General features: G+C 38.9%; 22 protein-coding genes and 1 pseudogene. 10 read left to right on the top strand and 13 right to left on the bottom strand.

Annotated features, from left to right (window positions below; genetic code table 11):
• Together M1E86_RS11385 and M1E86_RS11380 are read left to right on the top strand one after the other, a co-directional pair.
• The gene (locus M1E86_RS11385; RefSeq protein ID WP_213912550.1) at positions 1-1,605 is read left to right on the top strand and encodes a 5-oxoprolinase/urea amidolyase family protein; all 1,605 of its coding nucleotides are present in this window, start codon (positions 1-3) and stop codon (positions 1,603-1,605) included.
• Positions 1,592-3,331, top strand: coding sequence for an acetyl/propionyl/methylcrotonyl-CoA carboxylase subunit alpha (locus M1E86_RS11380; RefSeq protein ID WP_213912551.1), 1,740 nt, complete (start codon positions 1,592-1,594; stop codon positions 3,329-3,331). The genes M1E86_RS11385 and M1E86_RS11380 overlap by 14 nt, the downstream gene beginning before the upstream one ends.
• A 40-nt stretch (positions 3,332-3,371) precedes the next feature.
• Here M1E86_RS11380 and M1E86_RS11375 read toward each other — a convergent pair whose 3' ends face one another.
• Positions 3,372-3,641 (bottom strand): hypothetical protein, encoded by a 270-nt coding sequence (locus tag M1E86_RS11375; protein ID WP_213912552.1) that lies wholly within the window; start codon positions 3,639-3,641, stop codon positions 3,372-3,374.
• A 404-nt stretch (positions 3,642-4,045) separates the two neighbouring features.
• Here M1E86_RS11375 and M1E86_RS11370 point away from each other — a divergent pair, with 404 nt between their 5' ends.
• On the top strand, positions 4,046-4,588 hold the full coding sequence (locus M1E86_RS11370; RefSeq protein ID WP_125891255.1) for a DUF924 family protein: 543 nt from the start codon (positions 4,046-4,048) through the stop codon (positions 4,586-4,588).
• Between the two features lie 59 nt (positions 4,589-4,647).
• Here M1E86_RS11370 and M1E86_RS11365 read toward each other — a convergent pair whose 3' ends face one another.
• From M1E86_RS11365 to M1E86_RS11345, 5 genes are all read right to left on the bottom strand, one after another.
• Positions 4,648-5,241 carry a TorD/DmsD family molecular chaperone gene (locus tag M1E86_RS11365; RefSeq protein WP_213912554.1) on the bottom strand — a complete coding sequence of 198 codons (594 nt, stop codon included), beginning with the start codon at positions 5,239-5,241 and terminating at the stop codon, positions 4,648-4,650.
• A 150-nt stretch (positions 5,242-5,391) separates the two neighbouring features.
• Positions 5,392-6,168 carry a dimethyl sulfoxide reductase anchor subunit family protein gene (locus M1E86_RS11360; RefSeq protein ID WP_125891253.1) on the bottom strand — a complete coding sequence of 259 codons (777 nt, stop codon included), beginning with the start codon at positions 6,166-6,168 and terminating at the stop codon, positions 5,392-5,394.
• A 1-nt stretch (position 6,169) separates the two neighbouring features.
• Entirely contained in the window at positions 6,170-6,787 is a 618-nt protein-coding gene (locus M1E86_RS11355) for a DMSO/selenate family reductase complex B subunit (RefSeq protein ID WP_125891252.1), read from the bottom strand.
• 11 nt (positions 6,788-6,798) lie between these two features.
• On the bottom strand, positions 6,799-9,228 hold the full coding sequence (locus M1E86_RS11350) for a DMSO/selenate family reductase complex A subunit (protein ID WP_213912555.1): 2,430 nt from the start codon (positions 9,226-9,228) through the stop codon (positions 6,799-6,801).
• A gap of 300 nt (positions 9,229-9,528) precedes the next feature.
• Positions 9,529-10,779 carry a mechanosensitive ion channel family protein gene (locus tag M1E86_RS11345; protein WP_125891250.1) on the bottom strand — a complete coding sequence of 417 codons (1,251 nt, stop codon included), beginning with the start codon at positions 10,777-10,779 and terminating at the stop codon, positions 9,529-9,531.
• 344 nt (positions 10,780-11,123) lie between these two features.
• On the opposite strand from M1E86_RS11345, the gene M1E86_RS11340 reads away from it, so the two are divergent.
• Both M1E86_RS11340 and M1E86_RS11335 read left to right on the top strand, forming a co-directional pair.
• Positions 11,124-11,648, top strand: coding sequence for an anti-virulence regulator CigR family protein (locus tag M1E86_RS11340; RefSeq protein ID WP_125891249.1), 525 nt, complete (start codon positions 11,124-11,126; stop codon positions 11,646-11,648).
• A 453-nt stretch (positions 11,649-12,101) separates the two neighbouring features.
• The gene (locus tag M1E86_RS11335) at positions 12,102-12,944 is read left to right on the top strand and encodes a D-amino-acid transaminase (protein ID WP_213912556.1); all 843 of its coding nucleotides are present in this window, start codon (positions 12,102-12,104) and stop codon (positions 12,942-12,944) included.
• A gap of 19 nt (positions 12,945-12,963) precedes the next feature.
• Here M1E86_RS11335 and M1E86_RS11330 read toward each other — a convergent pair whose 3' ends face one another.
• The 3 genes from M1E86_RS11330 to M1E86_RS11320 form a co-directional block, all read right to left on the bottom strand.
• Complete coding sequence (locus M1E86_RS11330) at positions 12,964-13,539, bottom strand: cysteine hydrolase family protein (protein ID WP_213912557.1); 576 nt, start codon at positions 13,537-13,539, stop codon at positions 12,964-12,966.
• Between the two features lie 96 nt (positions 13,540-13,635).
• Entirely contained in the window at positions 13,636-14,997 is a 1,362-nt protein-coding gene (locus M1E86_RS11325) for a sensor histidine kinase (protein WP_213912558.1), read from the bottom strand.
• Positions 14,987-15,661 carry a response regulator gene (locus M1E86_RS11320; RefSeq protein ID WP_125891245.1) on the bottom strand — a complete coding sequence of 225 codons (675 nt, stop codon included), beginning with the start codon at positions 15,659-15,661 and terminating at the stop codon, positions 14,987-14,989. The genes M1E86_RS11325 and M1E86_RS11320 overlap by 11 nt, the downstream gene beginning before the upstream one ends.
• A gap of 171 nt (positions 15,662-15,832) precedes the next feature.
• Here M1E86_RS11320 and M1E86_RS11315 point away from each other — a divergent pair, with 171 nt between their 5' ends.
• A complete protein-coding gene (locus M1E86_RS11315; protein ID WP_125891244.1) occupies positions 15,833-16,075 on the top strand; it encodes a hypothetical protein in 243 nt (80 codons plus the stop codon).
• Positions 16,076-16,193: 118 nt separating this feature from the next.
• On the opposite strand, the gene M1E86_RS11310 is transcribed toward M1E86_RS11315, so the two are convergent.
• Positions 16,194-16,454, bottom strand: coding sequence for a DinI-like family protein (locus M1E86_RS11310; protein WP_213912559.1), 261 nt, complete (start codon positions 16,452-16,454; stop codon positions 16,194-16,196).
• A gap of 221 nt (positions 16,455-16,675) precedes the next feature.
• Between M1E86_RS11310 and M1E86_RS11305 the strand changes: the two genes are divergently transcribed.
• A complete protein-coding gene (locus M1E86_RS11305; RefSeq protein WP_213912560.1) occupies positions 16,676-17,209 on the top strand; it encodes a GNAT family N-acetyltransferase in 534 nt (177 codons plus the stop codon).
• 404 nt (positions 17,210-17,613) lie between these two features.
• Here the strand turns inward: M1E86_RS11305 and M1E86_RS11300 are convergent, their stop codons facing one another.
• The 3 genes and pseudogenes from M1E86_RS11300 to M1E86_RS11290 all read right to left on the bottom strand — a co-directional run.
• Entirely contained in the window at positions 17,614-18,435 is an 822-nt protein-coding gene (locus tag M1E86_RS11300; protein ID WP_213912561.1) for an RES family NAD+ phosphorylase, read from the bottom strand.
• Entirely contained in the window at positions 18,365-18,823 is a 459-nt protein-coding gene (locus tag M1E86_RS11295; RefSeq protein ID WP_248466644.1) for a HEPN-associated N-terminal domain-containing protein, read from the bottom strand. Before M1E86_RS11295 ends, M1E86_RS11300 begins: the two co-directional genes overlap by 71 nt.
• 19 nt (positions 18,824-18,842) lie before the next feature.
• Positions 18,843-18,953 (bottom strand): annotated as a pseudogene (locus M1E86_RS11290) (integrase); the annotation flags it as partial.
• Positions 18,954-19,567: 614 nt separating this feature from the next.
• Between M1E86_RS11290 and M1E86_RS11285 the strand changes: the two are divergent.
• The 3 genes from M1E86_RS11285 to M1E86_RS11275 are packed head-to-tail and all read left to right on the top strand — an operon-like array spanning position 19,568 to position 21,379.
• Positions 19,568-20,047 (top strand): Hcp family type VI secretion system effector, encoded by a 480-nt coding sequence (locus tag M1E86_RS11285; RefSeq protein ID WP_213912563.1) that lies wholly within the window; start codon positions 19,568-19,570, stop codon positions 20,045-20,047.
• A gap of 23 nt (positions 20,048-20,070) precedes the next feature.
• Positions 20,071-21,123, top strand: coding sequence for a PAAR domain-containing protein (locus M1E86_RS11280; protein ID WP_213912564.1), 1,053 nt, complete (start codon positions 20,071-20,073; stop codon positions 21,121-21,123).
• A complete protein-coding gene (locus M1E86_RS11275; protein ID WP_213912565.1) occupies positions 21,113-21,379 on the top strand; it encodes a hypothetical protein in 267 nt (88 codons plus the stop codon). Before M1E86_RS11280 ends, M1E86_RS11275 begins: the two co-directional genes overlap by 11 nt.
• Positions 21,380-21,406: the final 27 nt, after the last annotated feature.

Below are 21,406 nucleotides of genomic sequence, written 5' to 3'. Positions count from 1 at the left end.
TTGAGATTTTTACCCGTCAATTTAAGTGCTTTTATGGTTGAGTTGGAAAGTCTTGAACAAACAATGGCATTGACTGATTCCTTAACAGAAATGCCAATTTATGGGATTGACGAAATAACGCCAGCAGCGAGGACGATTTTAATTCGCTATAACCCGATCAAGGCAGATGTGAATGATTTAGTTGAAAAGATATCTATTAGGGATGTGTCGAAGCTCGTCGGCAAGGCCAGTAAATTGGTCACGATCCCTGTTCATTATATTGGCGAGGATTTACCCGATGTTGCAGCACATTTAGGGATATCCACTGCGGAAGTGATACGTCGTCATACAGAAAATGAATTTCAGGTTGCATTTAGCGGTTTTGCCCCGGGTTTTGGTTACATGGTTTCGAAAGGCGCTAATCTGAATGTCCCAAGACGCCAATCGCCAAGGGTGCGTATTCCTGCGGGTTCTGTTGCATTAGCTGGGGAGTTTAGCAGTGTTTACCCACAAGCTAGCCCCGGGGGATGGCAGTTAATTGGTGTGACTGAACTATTAATGTGGGATATCAATCGACCTGAACCTGCACTCGTCCAAGCAGGCATGCGGGTCAACTTTGTTGATGCCGCAAAAAGCCAAATTAGCTATAGCTTGCCAGAGAAAGCGGAAATCGAAACAAAACCTGAGCATTCAGTCGCGGATTTGACGGTTTTAACGACAGGATTACAGGTTTTATTTCAAGATTTAGGGCGTATAGGCCAATCGGCCTTGGGGATCTCTGAGTCAGGCGGTATGGATAAATCGGCATTACGTAGTGCAAACCGTATTGTGGGGAATAAATCAGATTCCGCCGTTTTAGAGATAACGCAAGGTGGGTTTAAGGCGCAAGTTCACAAAGACCTCATTGTTGCAGTAACTGGAGCGCCTTGTGCCATTGAGGTTATCACAGCAGAAAACCAGCAATATCAAGTTGACACTTATCAACCGATTCATTTAGCGAAGGGCGACACCATAAAATTGAGCCGTCCGAGCAAAGGAGTTCGTAGCTATCTTGCTGTGCGGGGTGGTTTTAACATAGAACCTATTTTATCGAGCTGCTCGTTTGATACATTAGCGCAAGTTGGCCCAACTCCAATCACGGCGGGCCAAACACTCACGGTTAACGGCTATTCATCTCCATTAGCCGTTTCATTAAATGAGGCGCCGGCTTTTGAGTACCCAGCAGAAAGTGATGTAGTGGTTTTGGATGTGGTATTAGGGCCTCGAACAGATTGGTTTACAAAACAAGCCGTTGAGCAACTAACGAATCAATTATGGCAAGTCACCGCATCATCAAACCGAATAGGTTTACGACTATTTAGTGAAAAACCGTTAGAGCGCGAACAATTACAGGAGTTACCGAGCGAAGGAACTTGCATTGGGGCAATTCAAGTCCCCGCAAATGGCCAGCCTGTTTTGTTTCTCAACGATCACCCTCTAACGGGGGGATATCCGGTTATTGGTGCGGTATGTGAATATCATTTGGGTTTAGCGGGGCAAATTCCTGTGAATGCCAAAATACGTTTTAATCCACTCGGTGAATTTAAAGTATTAGAAGGGAGCCATTGTGCTTATGAAAATGAATAACAACAAAAAACATAAAGTATTGATTGCTAATCGAGGCGAAATTGCCGTTCGTATTATCCGTGCATGTCGTGATTATGGTTTCCAGTCTGTTGCAGTTTATGCGGACAGCGATATTGACGCTCTTCACGTCAACATGGCGGACGAAGCCTATGGGCTTGGCGGAAATTCGCCAGCAGAAAGTTATTTGAATATTGAAAAGCTGATTAGTATCGCTCAACAGTCAGGTTCAACCATGGTGCACCCAGGGTATGGTTTTTTATCTGAACGGGCTGAGTTTGCGCGTGCGGTAGAGGCTGCAGGGTTAATTTGGATTGGACCGAGTGCAAACAGCATTGATGTATTAGGCGATAAGGTTCAAGCCCGTCATATTGCAATGCAAGTTGGCGCACCGTTAGTGGTCGGAACAAAAGACCCAGTGAAGAATGCACAGGAAGTACTCGAATTTGCACATCAACATGGCCTACCTATTGCAATTAAAGCGGCATTTGGTGGTGGTGGCAGAGGGCTAAAAGTTGCATGGCAACTCCATGAAGTTGAAGAGCTTTATCATTCAGCTGTGCGTGAAGCAACTGCCGCTTTTGGTCGTGGCGAATGCTTTATTGAACAATTTTTGCATAACCCTCGGCACATTGAAGCACAAGTTATTGCAGATACACATGGCAATGTGCTGGTGGTGGGGACACGTGACTGTTCATTACAGCGGCGCAATCAAAAATTGGTTGAAGAGTCACCAGCCCCTTTTTTATCTGAGAAGCAACAGCAGCAAATCATTCAAGCTTCAACGGATATTTGCCGCAAAGCGGGCTATGTAGGAGCAGGAACTGTGGAGTTTTTGCTAAGCCAAGATGGCACGTTGTCATTTCTAGAAGTCAACACACGCTTACAAGTCGAACACCCAGTCACAGAGGAAACCGCAGGTATCGACTTAGTGATTGAGCAATTGCGAATTGCAGAAGGCTTACCTTTAAGTATTAATGAGATGCCGACTCCTCGAGGGCATGCATTTGAGTTTCGTATTAATGCTGAAGATGCTGGAAATGGTTTTTTACCGACACCCGGCACTATTACGGTTTTTGATGCGCCAACAGGGCCGGGGGTTCGTGTCGATAGTGGAGTAACAGCGGGGACAACAATACCAGGCACTTTTGACTCGTTAATGGCGAAATTAATTGTTGTGGGGAGTACACGAGAGCAAGCCATTTCGCGTGCACGTCGTGCTTTGGCTGAATTTAACATTGAAGGTGTTGCCTCCGTATTACCATTCCATCGTGCGGTAATGGAACAAGCTGATTTTTGTGAGGATTTTAGCGTACATACGCGTTGGATAGAGACTGAATTTAATGTGGAAATTCCACCCGCAAAACGGCAAATTCCATTATCGGCTGCTGAAATAACACGCACTTTTATTGAAATCGATGGAAAGCGTTGCGAATTGGGTTTACCCACACAACTGTTTTCTGGCTTTTCAGTCAATAATTCAGCTGCAACCCATTCAGCCCCTCAAATCATCCATAACCCAGATGCCGTTAATGCCCCCATCTCTGGGCTATTATTTAACTGGCTGATCCCTCATGGAAATAATGTTTCAGAAGGGGATATAATTGGTGTCATGGAGGCGATGAAAATGGAAGTTCAAATTGTTGCACACCGTGCAGGAACGTTGAAACATTGTGCGACTAAAGGGGATTTCGTTGAAGCGGAGAGCCCAATAGCTGAAATTATTTAGTTTAGTCGGCTTAAGTTTGAGCTAAAGGAATTAGCTCAAACTAACGGGAAAGCCGTTCAGGCAATGTTCTTAGAGGAAGATGAGGTGCAGGAATAGCATGTTTTTCTTCAGCAGTTATTTCATTGCTATCGCGGTAGACTTCACCACATAGAAAATAGAGATTTGGACGTTTTGATTCTAGGTAGTCTTTTCGGCTAATACATTGTTCTTGTGTGAAAATAGTTTCAGTCACAGGTAACGCATCGCATGAATCTGAGCCACAAGGACTCACCCATAACGCCCAACCAATGAGTACCATATGTCCTGCCATTTACATTGCCTTCCTTAATAAGAATCAATATGAACCGCTGAAAAGTGATGACTGTAAGTAGCTATCGTAATTTACATACGCATTATAAGTTAAATTCTAACATTGAGTTAACCAAATGTATGTATTTAGTCATGGGGAATTCTTTTATTCACACTAAAAAGCAAATCGTTATGAATTAAACAGTTGCGAATTATTATAAATAGGAACCACATGATTTGGTAACAAATAACGCGGTATATAGTTAAAATTCCCCTAACGATATCGAGTGTTTTTTGGCGTCAGATCGCAAAAAAATAAAATAATTATCTACAAATAACCGATATTAGAGCTCAAGCCTGTCAATTAAGGCGAATTTTATCTAGGATTATGACAACCTCTAATAAGAAAATTGATAGGAATACATCATGACTGCCATGGAAGAAGTGCTTTCATTTTGGTTTGAGGAATCGACGCCAAAACAATGGTTTGAAAAAAGCGCTAAATTTGATTTAACGATAGCACAGCGATTTGCTCATGTTTGTGAACGTGCAGCTAAGGGCGAATTAGCGTATTGGCGTGCATCTATTCGTGGACGTTTAGCAGAAATTATTGTTCTAGACCAGTTTTCTCGTAACCTATGGCGCGATACGCCAAAGTCTTTTGCTCAAGATGGAATGGCTTTAGCTCTCGCGCAAGAAGCGATCAAACAGCATGATTATAACCTATTGACGTTATCACAGCGCAAGTTTGTTTTAATGCCATTTATGCATTCTGAATCCAGTTTTATTCATTTACAGGCTGTTGAACTTTTTCGCATGCTGGGTGATGACAGCACATTAGATTATGAAATGCGACATAAAGCGATTATTGACAAATTTGGTCGCTATCCACACCGTAATGAAATTTTAGGTCGGCCATCGACACAAGAAGAAATTGCATTTTTACAAGAGCCAAATTCTTCATTTTAGGTGAAAACCAAATGAGCCCATATTACTGCTTAATAAGCTCATTTGGTTTCGTTTTTCATTTAACGAAATAACTCAGTATCGATTGGCGATAACGCTAATTCTGACTGTAGTGATTTGAGGTAAATTTCAGTGATCTGCGCAAGGTTAGGGTAAAAGGCTGTCTCAGTTTTACTTTCCTGCACCAGTTTCAAATAACGATAAGCCCAAGGTAATAAATGTTGTTCAAATAGCGTTATAATGGCACTGTCGTCTTCTTGTTCCGCTAAAGCAGAAACAGCCATCATCATTAAGCCAAATTGGTCTTCAGGCTCACGAAGTCCGGTATCAGTCACTAACCCCTTGGTTTGCAAAAAGTGGCGATAAGCAGCCGTTGACTCTCCCATAACAGAATTATCATGTTCTTGATACACAGATCCCCATGGAGGCGCTGGCATACTACCTTGTCCTTCAAATAAGATAGAATAATCATACGAGATATCATCAGGTTGTGTTTGTGACAAGGCAGTACAAAGCGCCTGAATTTGTTCTGGATTTTCCCATGTGTGTAATTGTGGAATTTCACTCAAAACAGGGTAGACGTTTCGTAGCGTGTCCGATTGCGGAGGGTAGTAGAAAAACGCACCAAGGATGCGGATCATTGTCGTGTCAATCATATTATTTATCCGTCTTATTTTGCGCTAAAGTATGCCATCATTATCTGATTTCCTGTCACTGTATCGATGCAGGATAATGTGGGATTACTAAACAAAGAACCCCAAATGGGGTTCTTGAGTAATAAATTATAACATAGTAAGAACAATGCCTTACATGGTTATCTGCCACAAGTTATAGAATGCGATACGGCCAGCTAGTTCAGCTAATAATACTGCTGCGGCACACGTTGCTAATGTTGCTCTTGGCGCACGTTGTTTCAACGCCATACCAACAAATGCAGCTAAAGCAATCGCTAAGACAACCACTTGGAAGCCCCAGAAGCCTGTTTGCTCACCGCTAAGAGCGGGGCCGGTTTCGGCTAAAAACGCTTGGTAACCAGCACGGCTTGCAAAGATAGCGAAAGTACCAATTAAGAATGAAGCAATACCTAAGCCACGTGCGCCGATAGCAATAGCGAGCGCGCCGCCCCCGACTAACATCGTCATCCACATTTGCAGTGTGGTATAACCGGTGTCCCAGTTAGCAATAGTGGCGATATTGTACACTTGAGGGATCGACCAAACAAATGCAAGCCCTGACACGACTGCGGCAATATTTGCCAGTTCACGCAATAACGTATGCTTGAAAAACAGGGTGAAAAATAACGTTGCCGCAGCGCATCCAACAAATACGCCACTTAAGAAGGCTTCATTACTCATAGGCGAACGGCCCACACCCAGTAGCATATTGAAGAAGCGTAGTGGCTGGCCAACGTGTAACCCACCGATACCTAAACCAATTATCATAATAATAAAGGCAACGATATTGGCAGTTTTTAGCTGTTTATCATCAATAGATCCCATTTTACGGCTGATATAAGCGAGTAAAAAAAGCCCAGCAGCTGACTGTCCTAAGACAGTGAAAAAAACGAGTGGTAATTCATGCATCTTACACCTCCGCAGGGTTTTTTAATTCGCCACTTTTATCGCCAAATGGCTTCGCATCTTTATGGGGTTTGATGACAATATTTGGGTTTGTCAGGCTTGGGTCTGGCATTGGAGCGATACCACACTCGGTCCCGTGTAACTCACGAAGAACATTAATATCATCAAAATCTAAAGCACGCTGCGGGCAAGACTCAACACAAACCGGTTTCATTCCTTTTGCGACACGTTCATAACAGCCGTCGCATTTAGTCATGAGTTTTTTCTTCTCATCAAACTGTGGTGCGCCATATGGACAGCGTAATTCACAGTAACGGCAACCCACACAAATAGATTGGTCAACTACGACTAAACCATCTTCTTCACGTTTGTGCATTGCACCGGTTGGGCAACCTGCGACACAAGTCGGGTTTGAGCAATGGTTACATGAAATTGAAAGATAGTAATTAAAAACGTTTTGCTGCCAAATACCATCTTGTTTCTGCCAACTACCGCCACCAAACTCGTAGACACGACGGAATTTTGGACCTAAATCTAAATCTTTTTCATCCTTACAACTGACTTGACATGTTTTACAGCCAGTGCATTTAGTGGAGTCAAAGTAAAAGCCATATTGTTTCATTATTCAACTCCTTAAGCGCGTTTAACTTCAACAAGGTTAGTATGTTGTGGGGTACCTTTAGCCAATGGCGAAGGAACATGAGAGGTCAGTGTGTTGATACAACCACCAATATCCAGCCCATCTTCATTGAGAGTACGCCATGCACCTTGTGGAACAGCGATAACACCAGGTAATACACGCTCTGTCACTTTCACTTTAATTTGAATACGGCCACGATCATTAAATATTTCAGCCATGTCACCATTGTTCAAACCGCGTTGCTGGGCATCAATTGGGTTGAGCCAAAATTGATGCGGAATGGCTTCACGGAGCATGGCAACATTGTAATAAGATGAATGCACATGGCCTTTATCATGAAAGCCTGTCATTAATAGCGGATGCTTCTGTTGGCTTGCTTGGGCTTCAACGCCTTCTTTATTGACGCAATATTCAGGAAGGGCAGGGATACGTTGGCCTTCTGGTAACTCCCAATTTTTAACACGCTCAGCCAGTTGTTCCGAATAGATTTCCACTTTACCTGACGGCGTTTTCAATGGGTTATTGATTGGGTCATCACGGAATTTCTTCAATGCAATATTTTCTGAGCTGTTCAGGAATTTACGGTCGATAATACCCGCACCGTCGGTTTCGCTGAATTCAGGTAAATGCGGCATTTTTTCACGTGTTTTGTTATAACAGAACTCAATCCATTCGGCGTAGGTACGGCCTTCGGTGAATTGTTCTTTTACCCCCATTTTCTCAGCAACTTCTGCTAATACATCATAGTTAGGGCGGTTTTCCCACAGTGGCTCAATGGCATTCTGTAGGCGAACTAAATAGTGGTATGCACCACTTGCATAGGAGTTATTGATTAAATCATTGGTTTCAACGGTCGTGACATCCGGTAACAATAAATCTGCATATTTTGCGGATGGCGTATCATGGTTATCCCACACTAAAATGAATTCACATTTTGACTCATCAGCCAGTATTTCATGGGTTTTGTTTAAGTCGCCATGTTGGTTACCAATGACATTACTGGAGTAACACCACATAAACTTGATGTCGTTATTGAGTTTATCGACACCTTTAATACCACCGTTCTCTGCGGTTAATTCTTTCCCACGAACAATAGCTTCTGACCACATATAAGTTGGGATCAAGGCTTTGACTGGGTTAGGTAAAGCAAACCCCGCAACAGGATAAGCATAGCTATTCCCCCACAGACCTGTGTTCGTTCCTGCACGACCAATGTTCCCAGACATCAGCGGTAACATCATAATAGAACGACAAGCTTGTTCGCCATTTTCAGTACGTTGTAAGCCCCAGCCTTGTGAAATCCATGCTCTATTAGCATTGCCGATTTCACGTGCAAGTTGCTTAATGCGTGCGACGGAGATCCCCGTTAATTTGCTTGCCCACTCTGGGGTTTTTGCGATGCCATCAGGCCCATTACCTAAAATATAATCTTTATATGATGCATTGCGTGGTGCAGAAGCAGGTAAGGTCGACTCATCCCAACCAACACAATAGTTGTTCAGGAATTCTTCGTCAGTCAGTTGTTCTTCGATCATGACATAACCGAGAGCAGCAACTAATGCAGCGTCAGTACCGGGATAAATCGGGATCCATTCAGCGCCAAGCGTTGTGACACTGTCGGTACGGCGTGGATCAATGATAATCACTTTTGCTTTGCTTTTATCTAACGCATTGAGGGTCTCGTAGAATTGACCGCCGCCTGACATGCGTGTTTCCGCAAGGTTGTGGCCAAACATGACAACTAGGTCAGAGTTTTGGATTTCAGATAAATAGGATTCTTCTACGCTACCATAGACATAAGGTGTGATTTCCATTAATTGAGCATATGAATATGTACCATAGTCACCCAAGAAACCACCGGTTAAGCTTAATAAACGTTTACACGCTGCACGGCCGTGTAAGTTAGCACCCGTTGACCCAGAGCCATACTGATAATAAATGGCATCACTTCCATATTTATCAATCGTATACTTTAATTTTTCAGCGATAATGGTTGTTGCTTCATCCCATGAAATCTTTTTAAACTTACCTTCACCACGTTTACCAACACGAACCATTGGGTATTTTAAACGGTCTGGATTGTAGGTTTTCCAACGCACTGAACGACCACGTAGACATGGACGGATTTGGTGTTCACCTAACGTTGAGTCGTCATACATCGTTTCATTGGAAATACGGCTGATCACACCATCTTTCACATGGACTTTTAATGGGCAGCGGCTACCACAGTTGACTAAGCATGCGCTATAGCTAATTTTTTCGCTGACTTCGTCTGGCATGATTGCTGGTGTTTTTGCTTGTGCAGCAAAAGGGAGAGTGATTGAGCCTGCAACAGCAGCGGCACCCGCAACAGTTGCGGAGGTTTGTATAAACTCCCTCCTGCTCAGTTTTCCAAATTGAGTATTTATTTTATTTTTATGCATTGACATTGCCTATATGTAAATAACAACATTACTATCTTGTGTTATATGTTAAAAAAAGTTTCTGTTGAGTTACATGACTTACATCAATGTTATCCCTGATAAAGTAAATGTATTTATTTAATTTATAAGGGTTTTTTGTTTGTTAGTGCATAGGTTAGTTTTATTTTGATTAACTATCGAAATGTTATTGTTTATATAGCGATGACAGGGAATTAAGAGTTAAAGAGGGATATCTCCCTCTTTTAGATACTACTTTAGATGTAGATGAATAAGAAAATTTAACTAATCACTTAGTATTAGTTATTTTTCTGGGAAATGGCCTATCATTCTAACATCATTTCCGGTAGGTGATTGATGTACCATCAGATTAAATTGCGGCAGGATGGAAAAGATATGATCAAAAATGTCAGATTGTATTCTTTCATACTCCACCCATACGGTTGTATTCGTAAAGGCATATATTTCGATTGGAATACCATTTGAATCAGATTCTAGCTGTCTGACCATAATTGTCATATTTTTATGAATATTAGGGTGTGATTTTAAATAAGCTTCAATATAAGCTCGGAAGGTCCCTATATTCGTCAAACGACGTTGATTTAAAGGAACGGCTTTGTCATCAGGTAGACTAGAATTAAAGACTTGGATCTCCGATATTTTTTGTTCAATATAGGGTTCAAGTAAATTGGCTTTAATGTATTGCGCGATTTCTTCGTCGGTTAAAAAATGAACACTACTGGCGTCTAAGCGGACACTACGCTTAATTCTTCGTCCACCTGATTCTGTCATTCCTTTCCAGTTTTTGAAGGAGTCAGAAATCAGCGCATAAGTTGGAATAGTCGTAACTGTGTTGTCCCAGTTACGCACTTTAACTGTGGTTAAACCAATGTCAACAACAGCGCCATCAGCACCGTATTTAGGCATTTCTAACCAATCACCAATATTGACCATGTTATTGGCTGAAAGTTGTATTCCTGCAACTAAGCCCATAATGGGGTCTTTAAACACTAACATCATGACGGCTGTCATCGCACCAAGGCCACTTAGGATAATCAGTGGTGATTTGCCAATTAATAGCGCGATGATCATGATGCCAATTAAAATTGTGGCGAGTAGCTTCAGGCTTTGGAATATACCTCGAAGAGGTAGGTGTGCTGTTTTGGCTGCACGTTGGAGTACGCCAAGTATGATATCAAGGACGGAATAAAGGGTGAGTAAGCCAAATAATAGGCACCATGCCTGTGAGCCAACGTTTAAAACGGCTTGAGCAGTCGAACCTGAATGTAACCATAGTGTTGCTTGGATATTGACCACAACACCTTGGATCACAAATGCGAATCGATTGAAAAGATTATGTTGAGTGATTAAATGTACCCAAGTTCCTGCACTTTTTTGCCCGCGCTTTTCGAGTTGAGGAAGTAATATTTTATGTAGAATTAAGTGTAATACGCAGGCGACAATAAGGATTAAACCGAGCACCATAAGTAAAGAGGCAATGTCAGCGTAATCTTGGTTGAATTGACGTACCCAGTCTAGCAGTTGCTGCTGCATGGTTTCTCCTTCTTTAGAATGTTAGGAACAATTGTTTATAAAATAGTGTTTATAAAATAGCATAGGTCAAATGACTTTATCATATTTACAACGAAAATTCATGGGGAGCAATATTAAACTCCGTCTTAATTCTTATTACTAGTTCTAAGTATTGTCTAATATATGAAAATAATATTAATGACAATAAGAGCTATTATAAAGGAGGGCACTTACTAATTTGAGTGATTAAGTAACATTTACATAACATTACGTGTGATAAGTATTTTCTGATTGTGAGTCGTTATAACTAAGCATAATGTTCTACAAAATGTCCTAATGTTATATTAACTTTGTAGGAATCTATTATGAATCAATTTAAAAAGCCGATTTGTTCAGTTCTTTTGCAGTATATCTTATTGCCTATTATTGCTTTTACCTCATTATTCGCTAATTCATCCCCTAATGGTAATCAAGGCCAAGGAAATGGCAAAGGGCATCAACAAGTTCATGGAAATAAAGGTAAGCAGAACAAAGATAACTCAAATAAAGGCAATGATAATCAAGAGATAAAACATGTTAAATCAAGTAAATATTACGATAAGCATCGGGGAGCAAATATTAGTTTTAATGTGAGTTTTGGCAACGTAAGGCCTTTGGCCATTGAATATGGACTGACGGGGTATCGTGGCTTGCCACCCGGTATTGCAAAACAAGTTAGCAGGGGAAAACCACTTCCTCCAGGTATTGCAAAAAAAATGCTACCCTCAGCATTTTTAGCCGAATTACCCGTTTATGTAGGCTATGAATGGAAAATAAGTGGCCGAGACCTTATCTTGGTAGCGATAGGAACAGCGGTTGTTGCTGAAATTATTGAGAATGTTTTTGAATAAAAAAAACGACCTTAATTTTAAGGTCGTTGTGCAAAATAAATGCAATTTAACGCTAATGATGAGGTAACTAAAAGGTTTGATTAACTAAAGATTAATTAACTTGCTTACATAAAACGTTTAGATAGTAATTCGACGACTTCTTGTACACTGCTGATAAATTCTTTGATGCTTTTCATCGAGAACTCCAAATTAAAATGTGATCCAGATCACGTGAGAGCATTCTAGCTATTCACATGTTAATGTCAAGTTAATATTAAAAATAATTTTAAATTTTAAACTATATTTTAGTTGCTGTACTACCGCTTGTTTTTTTGTTAGTCGCGGTGCATACAAGAGGGCCCGAATCTGCAAATAGAGATAATAAATGTGAAGAATTGAAAGGTAATTTTTGTAATATAGTGTATGGTTAATAAGAGATTAGGTAATGATTTGATTGATAAAGGAATATAGCTCATGATTGCTTATGTAAACGGCCAGTTTTTACCTGAAGAAGAAGCGTCAGTATCTATTTTTGACCGTGGTTTTTTATTTGCGGATGCAGTGTATGAAGTGACAGCAATAATCAACGGTAAGCTAGTTGATTTTGAACATCATATGGCTCGTTTGCAGCGCTCTTGCGCTGAATTACAGTTATCATTCCCCTACGATTTAGCCGAATTAAAACACATTCATTTTCAACTGGTTCAGCAGAATAACATAGAAGAAGGGCTTGTATATCTTCAGTTGACACGCGGCAATGCAAAACAACGCAGTTTTTTATATCCTAATAAACAGACGAAGCCAACATTAGTCTTATTTGCACAAAAGACGAAGATTGTTGAAAATGAAAAATCAAAACATGGAATAAAAGCCGTCACCGTGGATGATATTCGTTGGCAGCGTTGTGATATTAAAACTGTCGCCTTATTAGCTGCTTCCATGGCAAAAGAATACGCTAAGCAACAAGGTGCTGATGACGCCATATTTGTTAAAAATGGTTATGTCACTGAAGGAAGTTCCAGTAATTGTTTTATTATTAACCATCAAAACCAAATACAAACGCGAGGGTTAAATAATGAGATATTGCCAGGCATTACTCGCCAAGCTATTTTACAACTTGCCCGGGAGCAAGGAATAGGCATTATTGAAAAACCATTTAGTATTGATGAAATGTTAGAAGCTAAAGAAGTCTTTATTACTTCAGCAACAACATTAGTGTGGCCAGTTATTATGGTTAATAGACAATTAATTGGAGAAGGTAAGCCGGGGAAACTAGCTATCCGGCTACGGGAGATATACTTGCAAAAACTAAAATAATGCTTTGAAATATCAAATGTTATTTTAATTGCATAAATTCTTTAACTGAAGAAACCGTTACCATACCTTCCAGTGCCAGAAGACTTTGCTCGTGGAGTTCTGGCGTTGGGGCTGCACATAAATCTTCAAGTACGGTGACATAATATCCTAAATCGTGGGCTTGTCGTGCAGTACTTTGAATGGCCTTTACGGTACTGACTCCACCAATAAATAACTCGGTGATCCCATTATCAGTAAGCCATTTATTGAAATGATTTCCTGCAAACGCAGAAACCCCTTTTTTAATCATTACAGGATCACGAAAAGCTACCTCAAGGTCATGAGCCCAATTGCAGCCATTACCGCTCAATTTCAAGGCACCAAGGCTTTTGGCTTGCTGGAACATCGGAGAACCGGCAGGAACATCGTGGTAATTGTCTGAAAACCCAACCTTTACCCAAATAACAGGGATATGATGCTTTCTTGCATATTGCGCTGCTTGATTGGCTTTCTCAACGATTTTACGTGAGCAAGTCTGTTGATAACTTGAATTAGATAAGCCATTTTTACCAATTATCTCTTCAATGAGATCAATAATTACTAATGCCTTGGACATTATTGCCTCTTCTAGGTGTAGGTATATTAACGTATGAAAGGCATATTCTAGCTAGAAAAAATAGCGAATGCTGTTAACTCAATAACATAATTCGATTTAGGGTAAGTCAATAATAAAACCGATACCTCGATTGTCTAATCCATCAGTAACTCTTATTACAGCACCGATTTTGCAGGCTAAATTTTGAGCGATAGATAAACCTAAACCGCTTCCGGTTTCCATTGTTCCTGGTACGCGATAAAAACGAGAAAATATAAGTTGACGGCTTTCTTCTGGGATTCCTCGGCCATTATCTTGAACAGAAATAGTCCCACCAAACGGGGTAAGGTCTTTTAAAACGACTTTTATTTTCCCTTTCTCTGGGCAGTATTTAATCGCATTTTCAAACAAATTAGTAAAAATATTACTCAATGCGAGTTTATCGGTGAGGATATAAAAAGAATTTGGGCTTTGTAGTTCAACATCAATATTTTTATTAATGGCGTAAGGTATGTGTGAGGATATTAAATGGCTAATTAATACGGGTAGGTCAATTTGCTCTTTATTTAATAAAAAGTCTTCAGTTTCTAAGCGGGCTAGGTCTATTAATTGATGTGATAAAGAGGCTGCGCGATTTAAAGTTTCTTGCATATCATTAATGATTTCTGCCCTTTCTTTTGGGTTATCAATTTGCATCAACAAGTGTAATTGAGCAATAACAGCCGCTATGGGAGTTCTTAATTCATGTGCAGCATCTGCCATAAAGCGCTTTTCACGTTGATTTGCAGCATCAACACGTGACATAAGGTTATTTATAGCATCAATAATAGGGCGAATTTCTTTATATTGTTCTTTTGTTTCTATCGGAGTTAAATTACCTGGCTGACGGCTAGAAATTAGTTTTGCAGATTGCCTTAAAGGCCGCAGACTAAAATAAGCGGTAATTAATATTGCTAACAACATAATACCCAAAATAAAAGCGAGTGGAATGGCTGTACCTTCAGCTGGGTTACCTAATAAAGATTTACGGTCACTATAAGACTCGGCAATAACAACTTCGAAAGTTTCTTGCTCATTCCATGCAGAAGTAAAATGCCAATCTTTATGTAATGCGGCGAGTTCAGAGACAGATTTAAGCGATGGCACATGTAATTTGTCACTGTTTCGGTAATAGACATTCCCTTGTTTATCTCTAACAACCATAAAAGGCCGATAGTTAATATCATCGCCACTTTCCATCGCTGCAGAATAAAGTTCTTGTAGGTTATTTGCTATTTTATTGAAATATTCCGGTTTATCAGCAACTATATCAAGTGTCTTAGCAAACCCTTGAGTGACGATATTCTGTTGCGCATTTAACTCATCATGAATTGAGGGCCAATAAAAAAATTGTAGCCAGCCAACTAATAGCAGCCAAAGGAAAATAACTGAGCTGATTTGCAGCCCAAATGTATAAATAAAAAATGATTTAACTTTCACTTAGTGGCACTTCTTTTTTTAATAAATAACCAATACCGCGGATAGTAATTATACGGTCTTTACCTATTTTCCGGCGTAGATTATGAATGTGAACCTCTAAAGAGTTACTTTCCACATCATCTAACCCGAATAGGCGCTGCTCTAAATCCGTTTTTCTGACAACATTATCTGCATTTTTTATGAGTTCGTAGAGTAATAGATATTCTTTCCCGGAGAGCAGCAACAATTGCTCATTAAGGGTGACTTGGTGATTAAGAGGATTTAATTGTAGGTTACCTAATTGCCATATTTCAGATGAAAAACCAGCCATACGGCGACTAACCGCTTTTACTCGAGAAATAAGCTCAGGCATAGCAAATGGTTTTGTTAAAAAGTCATCAGCGCCTGAATCTAAACTAGAAACTAAGTTATCCATTTGATTTCTTGCTGTAAGAATGATGATTGGGATCGTTTCTCCCATATTACGCCAAGTAATGAGTTCATCAAGACCATCGCCATCAGGCAATCCCAAATCTAGGAGCATTAAATCAAAATTGCGAGATGCGAGTTGTAATTTTGCATCAGCAAGTAGCCTGACCCAACAAGGACTAAAACCTGCAAGTTCCAGCCCACGACATAGCGCTTTTCCCAATTGAAGATCATCTTCGACTAATAGGATATTCATGTTATCACCTCTACTAGCAAGTATAAGCAGGCAATGAGCGTCAGACAATACGAACAATTCAAGTTTGAGGTGGATTTAAGCATACCTTAAGGTTGGTTTAACTATTTTTTAAGGTACAAAGAAATAGACTGTTTATTATTATCCATCACTCAAACAATAAGAGCATTGATAATGAAACAAGCATTCTATGAGGTGCCATTATTTATAGCAGCAATCGCGCTGGCCTTAACTTTTATTGGAAAAGATATCAATAATAGGCCGGCTGTGAGTTTATCAGCAATAATGTTAAATGAAATTCCTACCTGTGTAGATGCTAATAACTGTATTTCTCAGGTTAGAACAACGGATAAAAAAAATAAAAAGTTGAATCTAGTGAAAGAAATTAAAGCCTTTCTTAGGCATAAAATTGGCTAATTAATTGGGCGTAAAATTTAGATATGAGAAATTTAAAGCGAGTAGTTTTTTACTTGCAAATTTTGGAGACAGAAAAAGGAATGTTACATAATAAGGAAACATTCCTTTAAGTCTTTGGTTAATCCACCGTTGTTTCTTCTGGGACCCAACCATCATCCATCCATATCTCTTCCAGTATTTCTTCAATACGCGTTTTATCCTCCGCTATTTTTGTACCTGAGATATTCACGCGTTGTTGTGAACTAAAGCCAACCCGCGTTACCATGTCCGGGTATTGGTTTTGAAGTTTGCGTAAAATCTCAGTTTCAAGTGCTTGTAAAACAACTGAACTCGGTTTTTGTGGAGCATTCTTATCAAATAAAACTTCGATACGTAACATGATAGCCTCTAATAAGAGCTGTGTTTATATACAGTATTTTTAGAACTATTAGGTAAAAAAGTCAATATAGAGGCACAAATATTTTTATCAGTGAATTAAGTGGGAAAATAATATTTAAATAAAACAGTAGGTTAATATTATGAGTGCTCGATAAGTAATTGTCAGAAAGTTTAAAATAGGTATTCTAAAAAATATATTTTATGAAAGTGAGTAACGATTAAATGTTATATGGTTTAAGAGTTTCAAGTGAAGATAGCCAAACGGTAGCAATGATTAACCAGTTGTATGACACAGCTTTTCCATTATATGAACAAAGAAGCTACCAAGGAAGAGAAGCAATATTAAATCATAGTGATTATTATTTGTTCAGCTTCAAAGAAAATGACATTTTTATTGGTTTTATTGGGTGTTGGAAAATCGAAGATTATTATTACATCGAACATCTTGCTATTTCTCCTGTATTAAGAGGGCAAGGTTATGGGCAAAAGGTATTAAAACAGTTTTGTCATGATGTAGGTAAAGTGATCCTAGAAATTGACCCTATTATTGATGATGTGAGCCAAAAGCGTTGGTCTTTTTATCGACATTGCGGTTTTCAGCAAAACGAATACGCACACGCACATCCAAGTTATTACCCTGGAAATAAGCCACATAAGCTTAGGGTATTAAGTTATCCAGAAGCGATAGCAGAAGAAGTCTATCAGCAATTTAATCACGCCTTACAAACGCTTGTGATGAATAAAGCGCTATTATAGTTCCTTATGTAGATGGTTTTAATCAAGTTTATAGCAATAGATAAGTACCGGGTCATTATTATCTAAATTTTCAATGTAGCCACTAGGAATAAAGCCAGCTTTAATTAAGAAGTGTTGAGTGGCTGTATTCGACTGATTTGTAGAAGTGAAAGTTTTTGGGGTACCCCATTTTACCCACCTAAAATTTAGATACAAAAAAACCAACCGTAACAGGTTGGTTTCTCTATAAAAAGTTGGTCGGCATGATAGGATTTGAACCTACGACCCCCGACACCCCATGAATTCGATTCTAAGTTATATAATGCTATGATTTTAAATATAACATATTTATGTTTTACTGTGTTTTCAAACAGTGCATAATTTACGAAATACGCACTATATGAATCAATAAGTTAGGGTTAGTTTTACCACCCATCATCCAACCTTTTCTTTATGTCATTATTACTATCACGCTCTATTTTTTTTAGTGCCAGTACCGTTTTATTGGTGATATTTGAGTCATCATCACATTCATCTTGAGTAACAAATAGCACAATGCAGGGTTCCCCATCCTTGCTACTTTTATACTGAAAACCATTCATGTGATGCCCATTGTTATCTGTGAGTATAATTTTGAAATATTCGGTAACTACTTGTGTTGGAATATATTCAATGTATGCTAGATTAGGTTCACTCCTAGTTATAGGTTTATTAATTATTTCAATGAATTTTCGTAAGAATAATTTAGAGGTTATTAGGTGTTGATTAGAATGATCAAAATAATCTATTTCATCAAGTGATTGAGTTAAATCGACTAAACGCAGCTCTTTAGTTGAATAAAAGATCCCTGTGACGAACTCTTTGGATTCATCGGACGTGTTGCAAGAATCAATAATTTCTTTAATAGCTGTAAGCTTTTGGGGGGAACCATAAAACATGGGTATTCCTTGAGGGTTCATCCGATTTGGATTCCCTAGGGTATATTTAGGTAGTGGAGTGCCTAGATCTTTTGCGTTCCAATATTTTTTATTATCGATACATAAATGTCGACATCGATATATAGGTTCATCTTTTTGTAATGTTTTAAATAAAGATAATTCTTTTATGGCACTGCCAATATAATTTAAAATTAATGCGGGAGGAAAGTATTGATCGTCGAAAGGTTCGGTATCTTGTTCAAAAAATAAATCTAGATTTATTTTTGATGTGGTTTGAAAAACTATCCCAACTATATAGTAAAACTTCATGTTTTTCAGATAGGTATGGTTGTGATTCACACCAATAGTCATTTCTAATGTGAGAACAGATGTCTTCAAATAATTTATTATTGTTACATTTAAGGCCTAGTTCGTAGAGCACTTCTGCGGTACTCAAGTTCTTTTCTGTTATAAACTCACCTTTATCCCTATATGCAACCTCTTCAGGGTTTGCATAGCAAAAATAAATAGAGCCTAAAATATGTGCTAGAACTAAGTCTAACAATACTACTTTTCTATTATTTTTTTTACAATAATCGCATTTTTGCTCAGCTTTAAGTTCTTCTTCATCATTTATTAAATTTATGATTCCCTGATTACCGAAGCACTCAGCACAAACATGGTTATAACTTTCTATCAAATCACCATCATCTTGCATATATGTTATCTCTCTTTACTCAAGTAATCTCACAATGTGGCACTTCAACCCATTCTACATGGTTTTCGGTATAAATCTTGGTTGATTCAGCATCACTATGAGCCATTCGTGCTTGTGGATCATACCCACGGCCTTTAAACATAAATGCAGCACTGAAAAGCCGTCTTATACGTTTTGCCATAATTGTCACCTATCTGTTTATGAAGTGATGATATCACCTCTGAGTTGGTGACCAAATTAACTATGCCACTACAGAGAGGCACACTCTCTAATTTTCGAGGTGCAATAAAAAAGCCCACCGAAGTGGGCTTTTAGTGAACTTAATAATCCGCGTACGATTTGCGTATCATTTGTAGTCCTATTTGTGTCAGTGCGCAGTCCAACTGGATTTGGTAATTCACTGTTTTTGAAGCTGTTCTTCTATCGCTGACCCACCAAATTTGGTGGAGCTGGCTTGAAGCTCCTCCCCAATATAACTGTTTGATTCTTCAATCTATGTCGATGAAGTTAATGGCACAACAGTGTGGCACAGTCGGTTTATGACTGCAAACATAGGGTATTGATGTTTACTTTAAGTTCAACTCCTTTTATGGGAGCTGAATTTAACCTAGAGACTGATTTTGAATTGGGTTTAATAATCTTTATTGGAGTATTGAGCTATTTATATTAACTATGTCGAATATTCCTATAGAAAAAAGGTGAATATAATGCTTAATTATTCTTTTTATATTAAGGAGCGTCTCGGTGGCAAATCAAATATATTTAGTTATAAAAGGAAAGAAGCAAGGGCTTATCTCTGCTGGATGCTCAAGTTACGACTCGATAGGAAATAAATACCAAGAAGGTCATGAAAATGAAATCTTTGTTTATTCAACTAATTATAGTATGAGTCGTCACCAAAACGTATCACACTCACCCTTTTCATTTACAAAATTAGATGATAAATCGACCCCTCTCTTGATGAATAGCATTAATAATAACGAGTTACTTGATTGTGAATTTAGCTTTTATAGAACCGATAGAAGCGGTAAGTTGATAGTCTATAAAACAATCAAATTGACTAATGCATCAATCGTAAGCATTAGTAATCACCATCCAAATGCCCTAGACAATAATGATGCACAAGCTTATGAAACAGTATCGATGAAGTATGAAAGTATCACCTGTGAACATAAAGCTGCAAATACCTCAAGTTATAGTATTACACAAAACCTAGTTAATTAATTTTATTGAGGTGATTTATGGTGATGTCATTCAAAGTGCTAGAGGGGGATAGGACTACATGCGGTGGAAGAGTATTAGAGGGGAGTGCATTAGCACATCGGGGTGGTATTAATTTTAAGCGACAAGCCGTTCAAGGTAATAAAGTTACATGTGGTGTTCATGCAGGAAGGTATGAAATAGTAGGGGGAGATTTTACTCATTTAATTGGGGGGCAACCAGCTGCTGATACCCGCAAAAGTTATTCAACGTGTCCGTGTCACGCCGCTTTTATTCCTTCTAATATCATAGGTGAATGCACGGCTTTAGATAATCTTATTCCTGATGGGGTTTATGTGTGGACAGAAAGAGTAGGCTCTGGGCACTCGTATGTTTCATTACATAAAAATAACCAAATAACAGTTTATACTTATGGTAGATTCGGTCGGACTGGTACTCTTGGCATCGTGGGGGACGGTATCTTAATTCGCCTTATAGGTGAGGATGCAAGAAATTATTACCGACATGAGCTATACAAAATGAATGCTCGAGTTTTTGCTGTAAATGATGCCAATATACAGCAAGTAGAAGCTCACTTTATGGCATTGTGGAGTGGAGGCTCTTCCCCTGTTGGGTTATCCCCTAATGTGGGCGAGGCAACTAAAAAGTACGGGCACACAATAAACATTTACGATTTATCAACGAGTAATTGTACAACACAAACAGTAAATGCAATAAAAGCAGGAGGCTCAAAGGTTTTTGAAAAGGAATTATCATCTGTTCGTTCGGGTTATTCGTTAGCCAGATATATTGTAACTGGTCAGGAATCTTTTGTGGTTCCCGCATCTTTAGAGGATTACATGGTTGGTAAGAAACAAGATTTATCTTCTCTTGTTGTTATAGAAGTAACAGGGTTATTCAAAGAGCAGTATCCAAATGTCACAGGTGTTACACCTATGGAAAAAAGTAAATCGAGAACATTGTTTGAAGCCGCATCAGGTGCAGCATCTATTATTGGATATAATACAGATTTTTCTGGGGAGGAAACAATGGGGATAATTGGGCAATTACTTTACGGGGAACAAATAAATGGGAACTAAATTATTCATAAAGTGGGGATTAACGCTTGGTATTATTGTAGCAAATTACGTTATATTGTTTTTATTGAATGCAGGAATGGCTATTAACCAAAAATACCAAATGGAGCAGTCATGGTCAGATAATATGACTACAATACAATTAAGAGCAGTTATTAATGAACTGCTGGATACCAGTGTGTTAATTTCATTTGTAACATTGTTTTCGTTTCCAGCTAGTCTATTATTAATAGTGATAATACATAAAATACTAAAATGAGATTTTGATAATTCAACTAAGGATTGG

The sequence above is a fragment of the Providencia sp. PROV200 genome, assembly GCF_049901995.1.
In the GTDB taxonomy this organism is placed as follows: Bacteria; Pseudomonadota; Gammaproteobacteria; order Enterobacterales; family Enterobacteriaceae; genus Providencia; species Providencia rettgeri_E.
Note: the sequence above shows the minus strand (reverse complement) of the source record. Positions and strands in the feature narration are given on the sequence as shown.

Excerpts from the sequence above, each read along its gene's own strand:
- M1E86_RS11305 (WP_213912560.1), top strand. The coding sequence starts at position 16,676 with ATGTTATATGGTTTAAGAGTTTCAAGTGAAGATAGCCAAACGGTAGCA.
- M1E86_RS11310 (WP_213912559.1), bottom strand. The coding sequence starts at position 16,454 with ATGTTACGTATCGAAGTTTTATTTGATAAGAATGCTCCACAAAAACCG.
- M1E86_RS11320 (WP_125891245.1), bottom strand. The coding sequence starts at position 15,661 with ATGAATATCCTATTAGTCGAAGATGATCTTCAATTGGGAAAAGCGCTA.
- M1E86_RS11295 (WP_248466644.1), bottom strand. The coding sequence starts at position 18,823 with ATGCAAGATGATGGTGATTTGATAGAAAGTTATAACCATGTTTGTGCT.
- M1E86_RS11335 (WP_213912556.1), top strand. The coding sequence starts at position 12,102 with ATGATTGCTTATGTAAACGGCCAGTTTTTACCTGAAGAAGAAGCGTCA.
- M1E86_RS11360 (WP_125891253.1), bottom strand. The coding sequence starts at position 6,168 with ATGCATGAATTACCACTCGTTTTTTTCACTGTCTTAGGACAGTCAGCT.
- M1E86_RS11340 (WP_125891249.1), top strand. The coding sequence starts at position 11,124 with ATGAATCAATTTAAAAAGCCGATTTGTTCAGTTCTTTTGCAGTATATC.
- M1E86_RS11345 (WP_125891250.1), bottom strand. The coding sequence starts at position 10,779 with ATGCAGCAGCAACTGCTAGACTGGGTACGTCAATTCAACCAAGATTAC.
- M1E86_RS11375 (WP_213912552.1), bottom strand. The coding sequence starts at position 3,641 with ATGGCAGGACATATGGTACTCATTGGTTGGGCGTTATGGGTGAGTCCT.
- M1E86_RS11365 (WP_213912554.1), bottom strand. The coding sequence starts at position 5,241 with ATGATTGACACGACAATGATCCGCATCCTTGGTGCGTTTTTCTACTAC.
- M1E86_RS11280 (WP_213912564.1), top strand. The coding sequence starts at position 20,071 with ATGTCATTCAAAGTGCTAGAGGGGGATAGGACTACATGCGGTGGAAGA.
- M1E86_RS11275 (WP_213912565.1), top strand. The coding sequence starts at position 21,113 with ATGGGAACTAAATTATTCATAAAGTGGGGATTAACGCTTGGTATTATT.
- M1E86_RS11380 (WP_213912551.1), top strand. The coding sequence starts at position 1,592 with ATGAAAATGAATAACAACAAAAAACATAAAGTATTGATTGCTAATCGA.
- M1E86_RS11300 (WP_213912561.1), bottom strand. The coding sequence starts at position 18,435 with ATGAAGTTTTACTATATAGTTGGGATAGTTTTTCAAACCACATCAAAA.
- M1E86_RS11315 (WP_125891244.1), top strand. The coding sequence starts at position 15,833 with ATGAAACAAGCATTCTATGAGGTGCCATTATTTATAGCAGCAATCGCG.
- M1E86_RS11350 (WP_213912555.1), bottom strand. The coding sequence starts at position 9,228 with ATGCATAAAAATAAAATAAATACTCAATTTGGAAAACTGAGCAGGAGG.
- M1E86_RS11370 (WP_125891255.1), top strand. The coding sequence starts at position 4,046 with ATGACTGCCATGGAAGAAGTGCTTTCATTTTGGTTTGAGGAATCGACG.
- M1E86_RS11330 (WP_213912557.1), bottom strand. The coding sequence starts at position 13,539 with ATGTCCAAGGCATTAGTAATTATTGATCTCATTGAAGAGATAATTGGT.
- M1E86_RS11355 (WP_125891252.1), bottom strand. The coding sequence starts at position 6,787 with ATGAAACAATATGGCTTTTACTTTGACTCCACTAAATGCACTGGCTGT.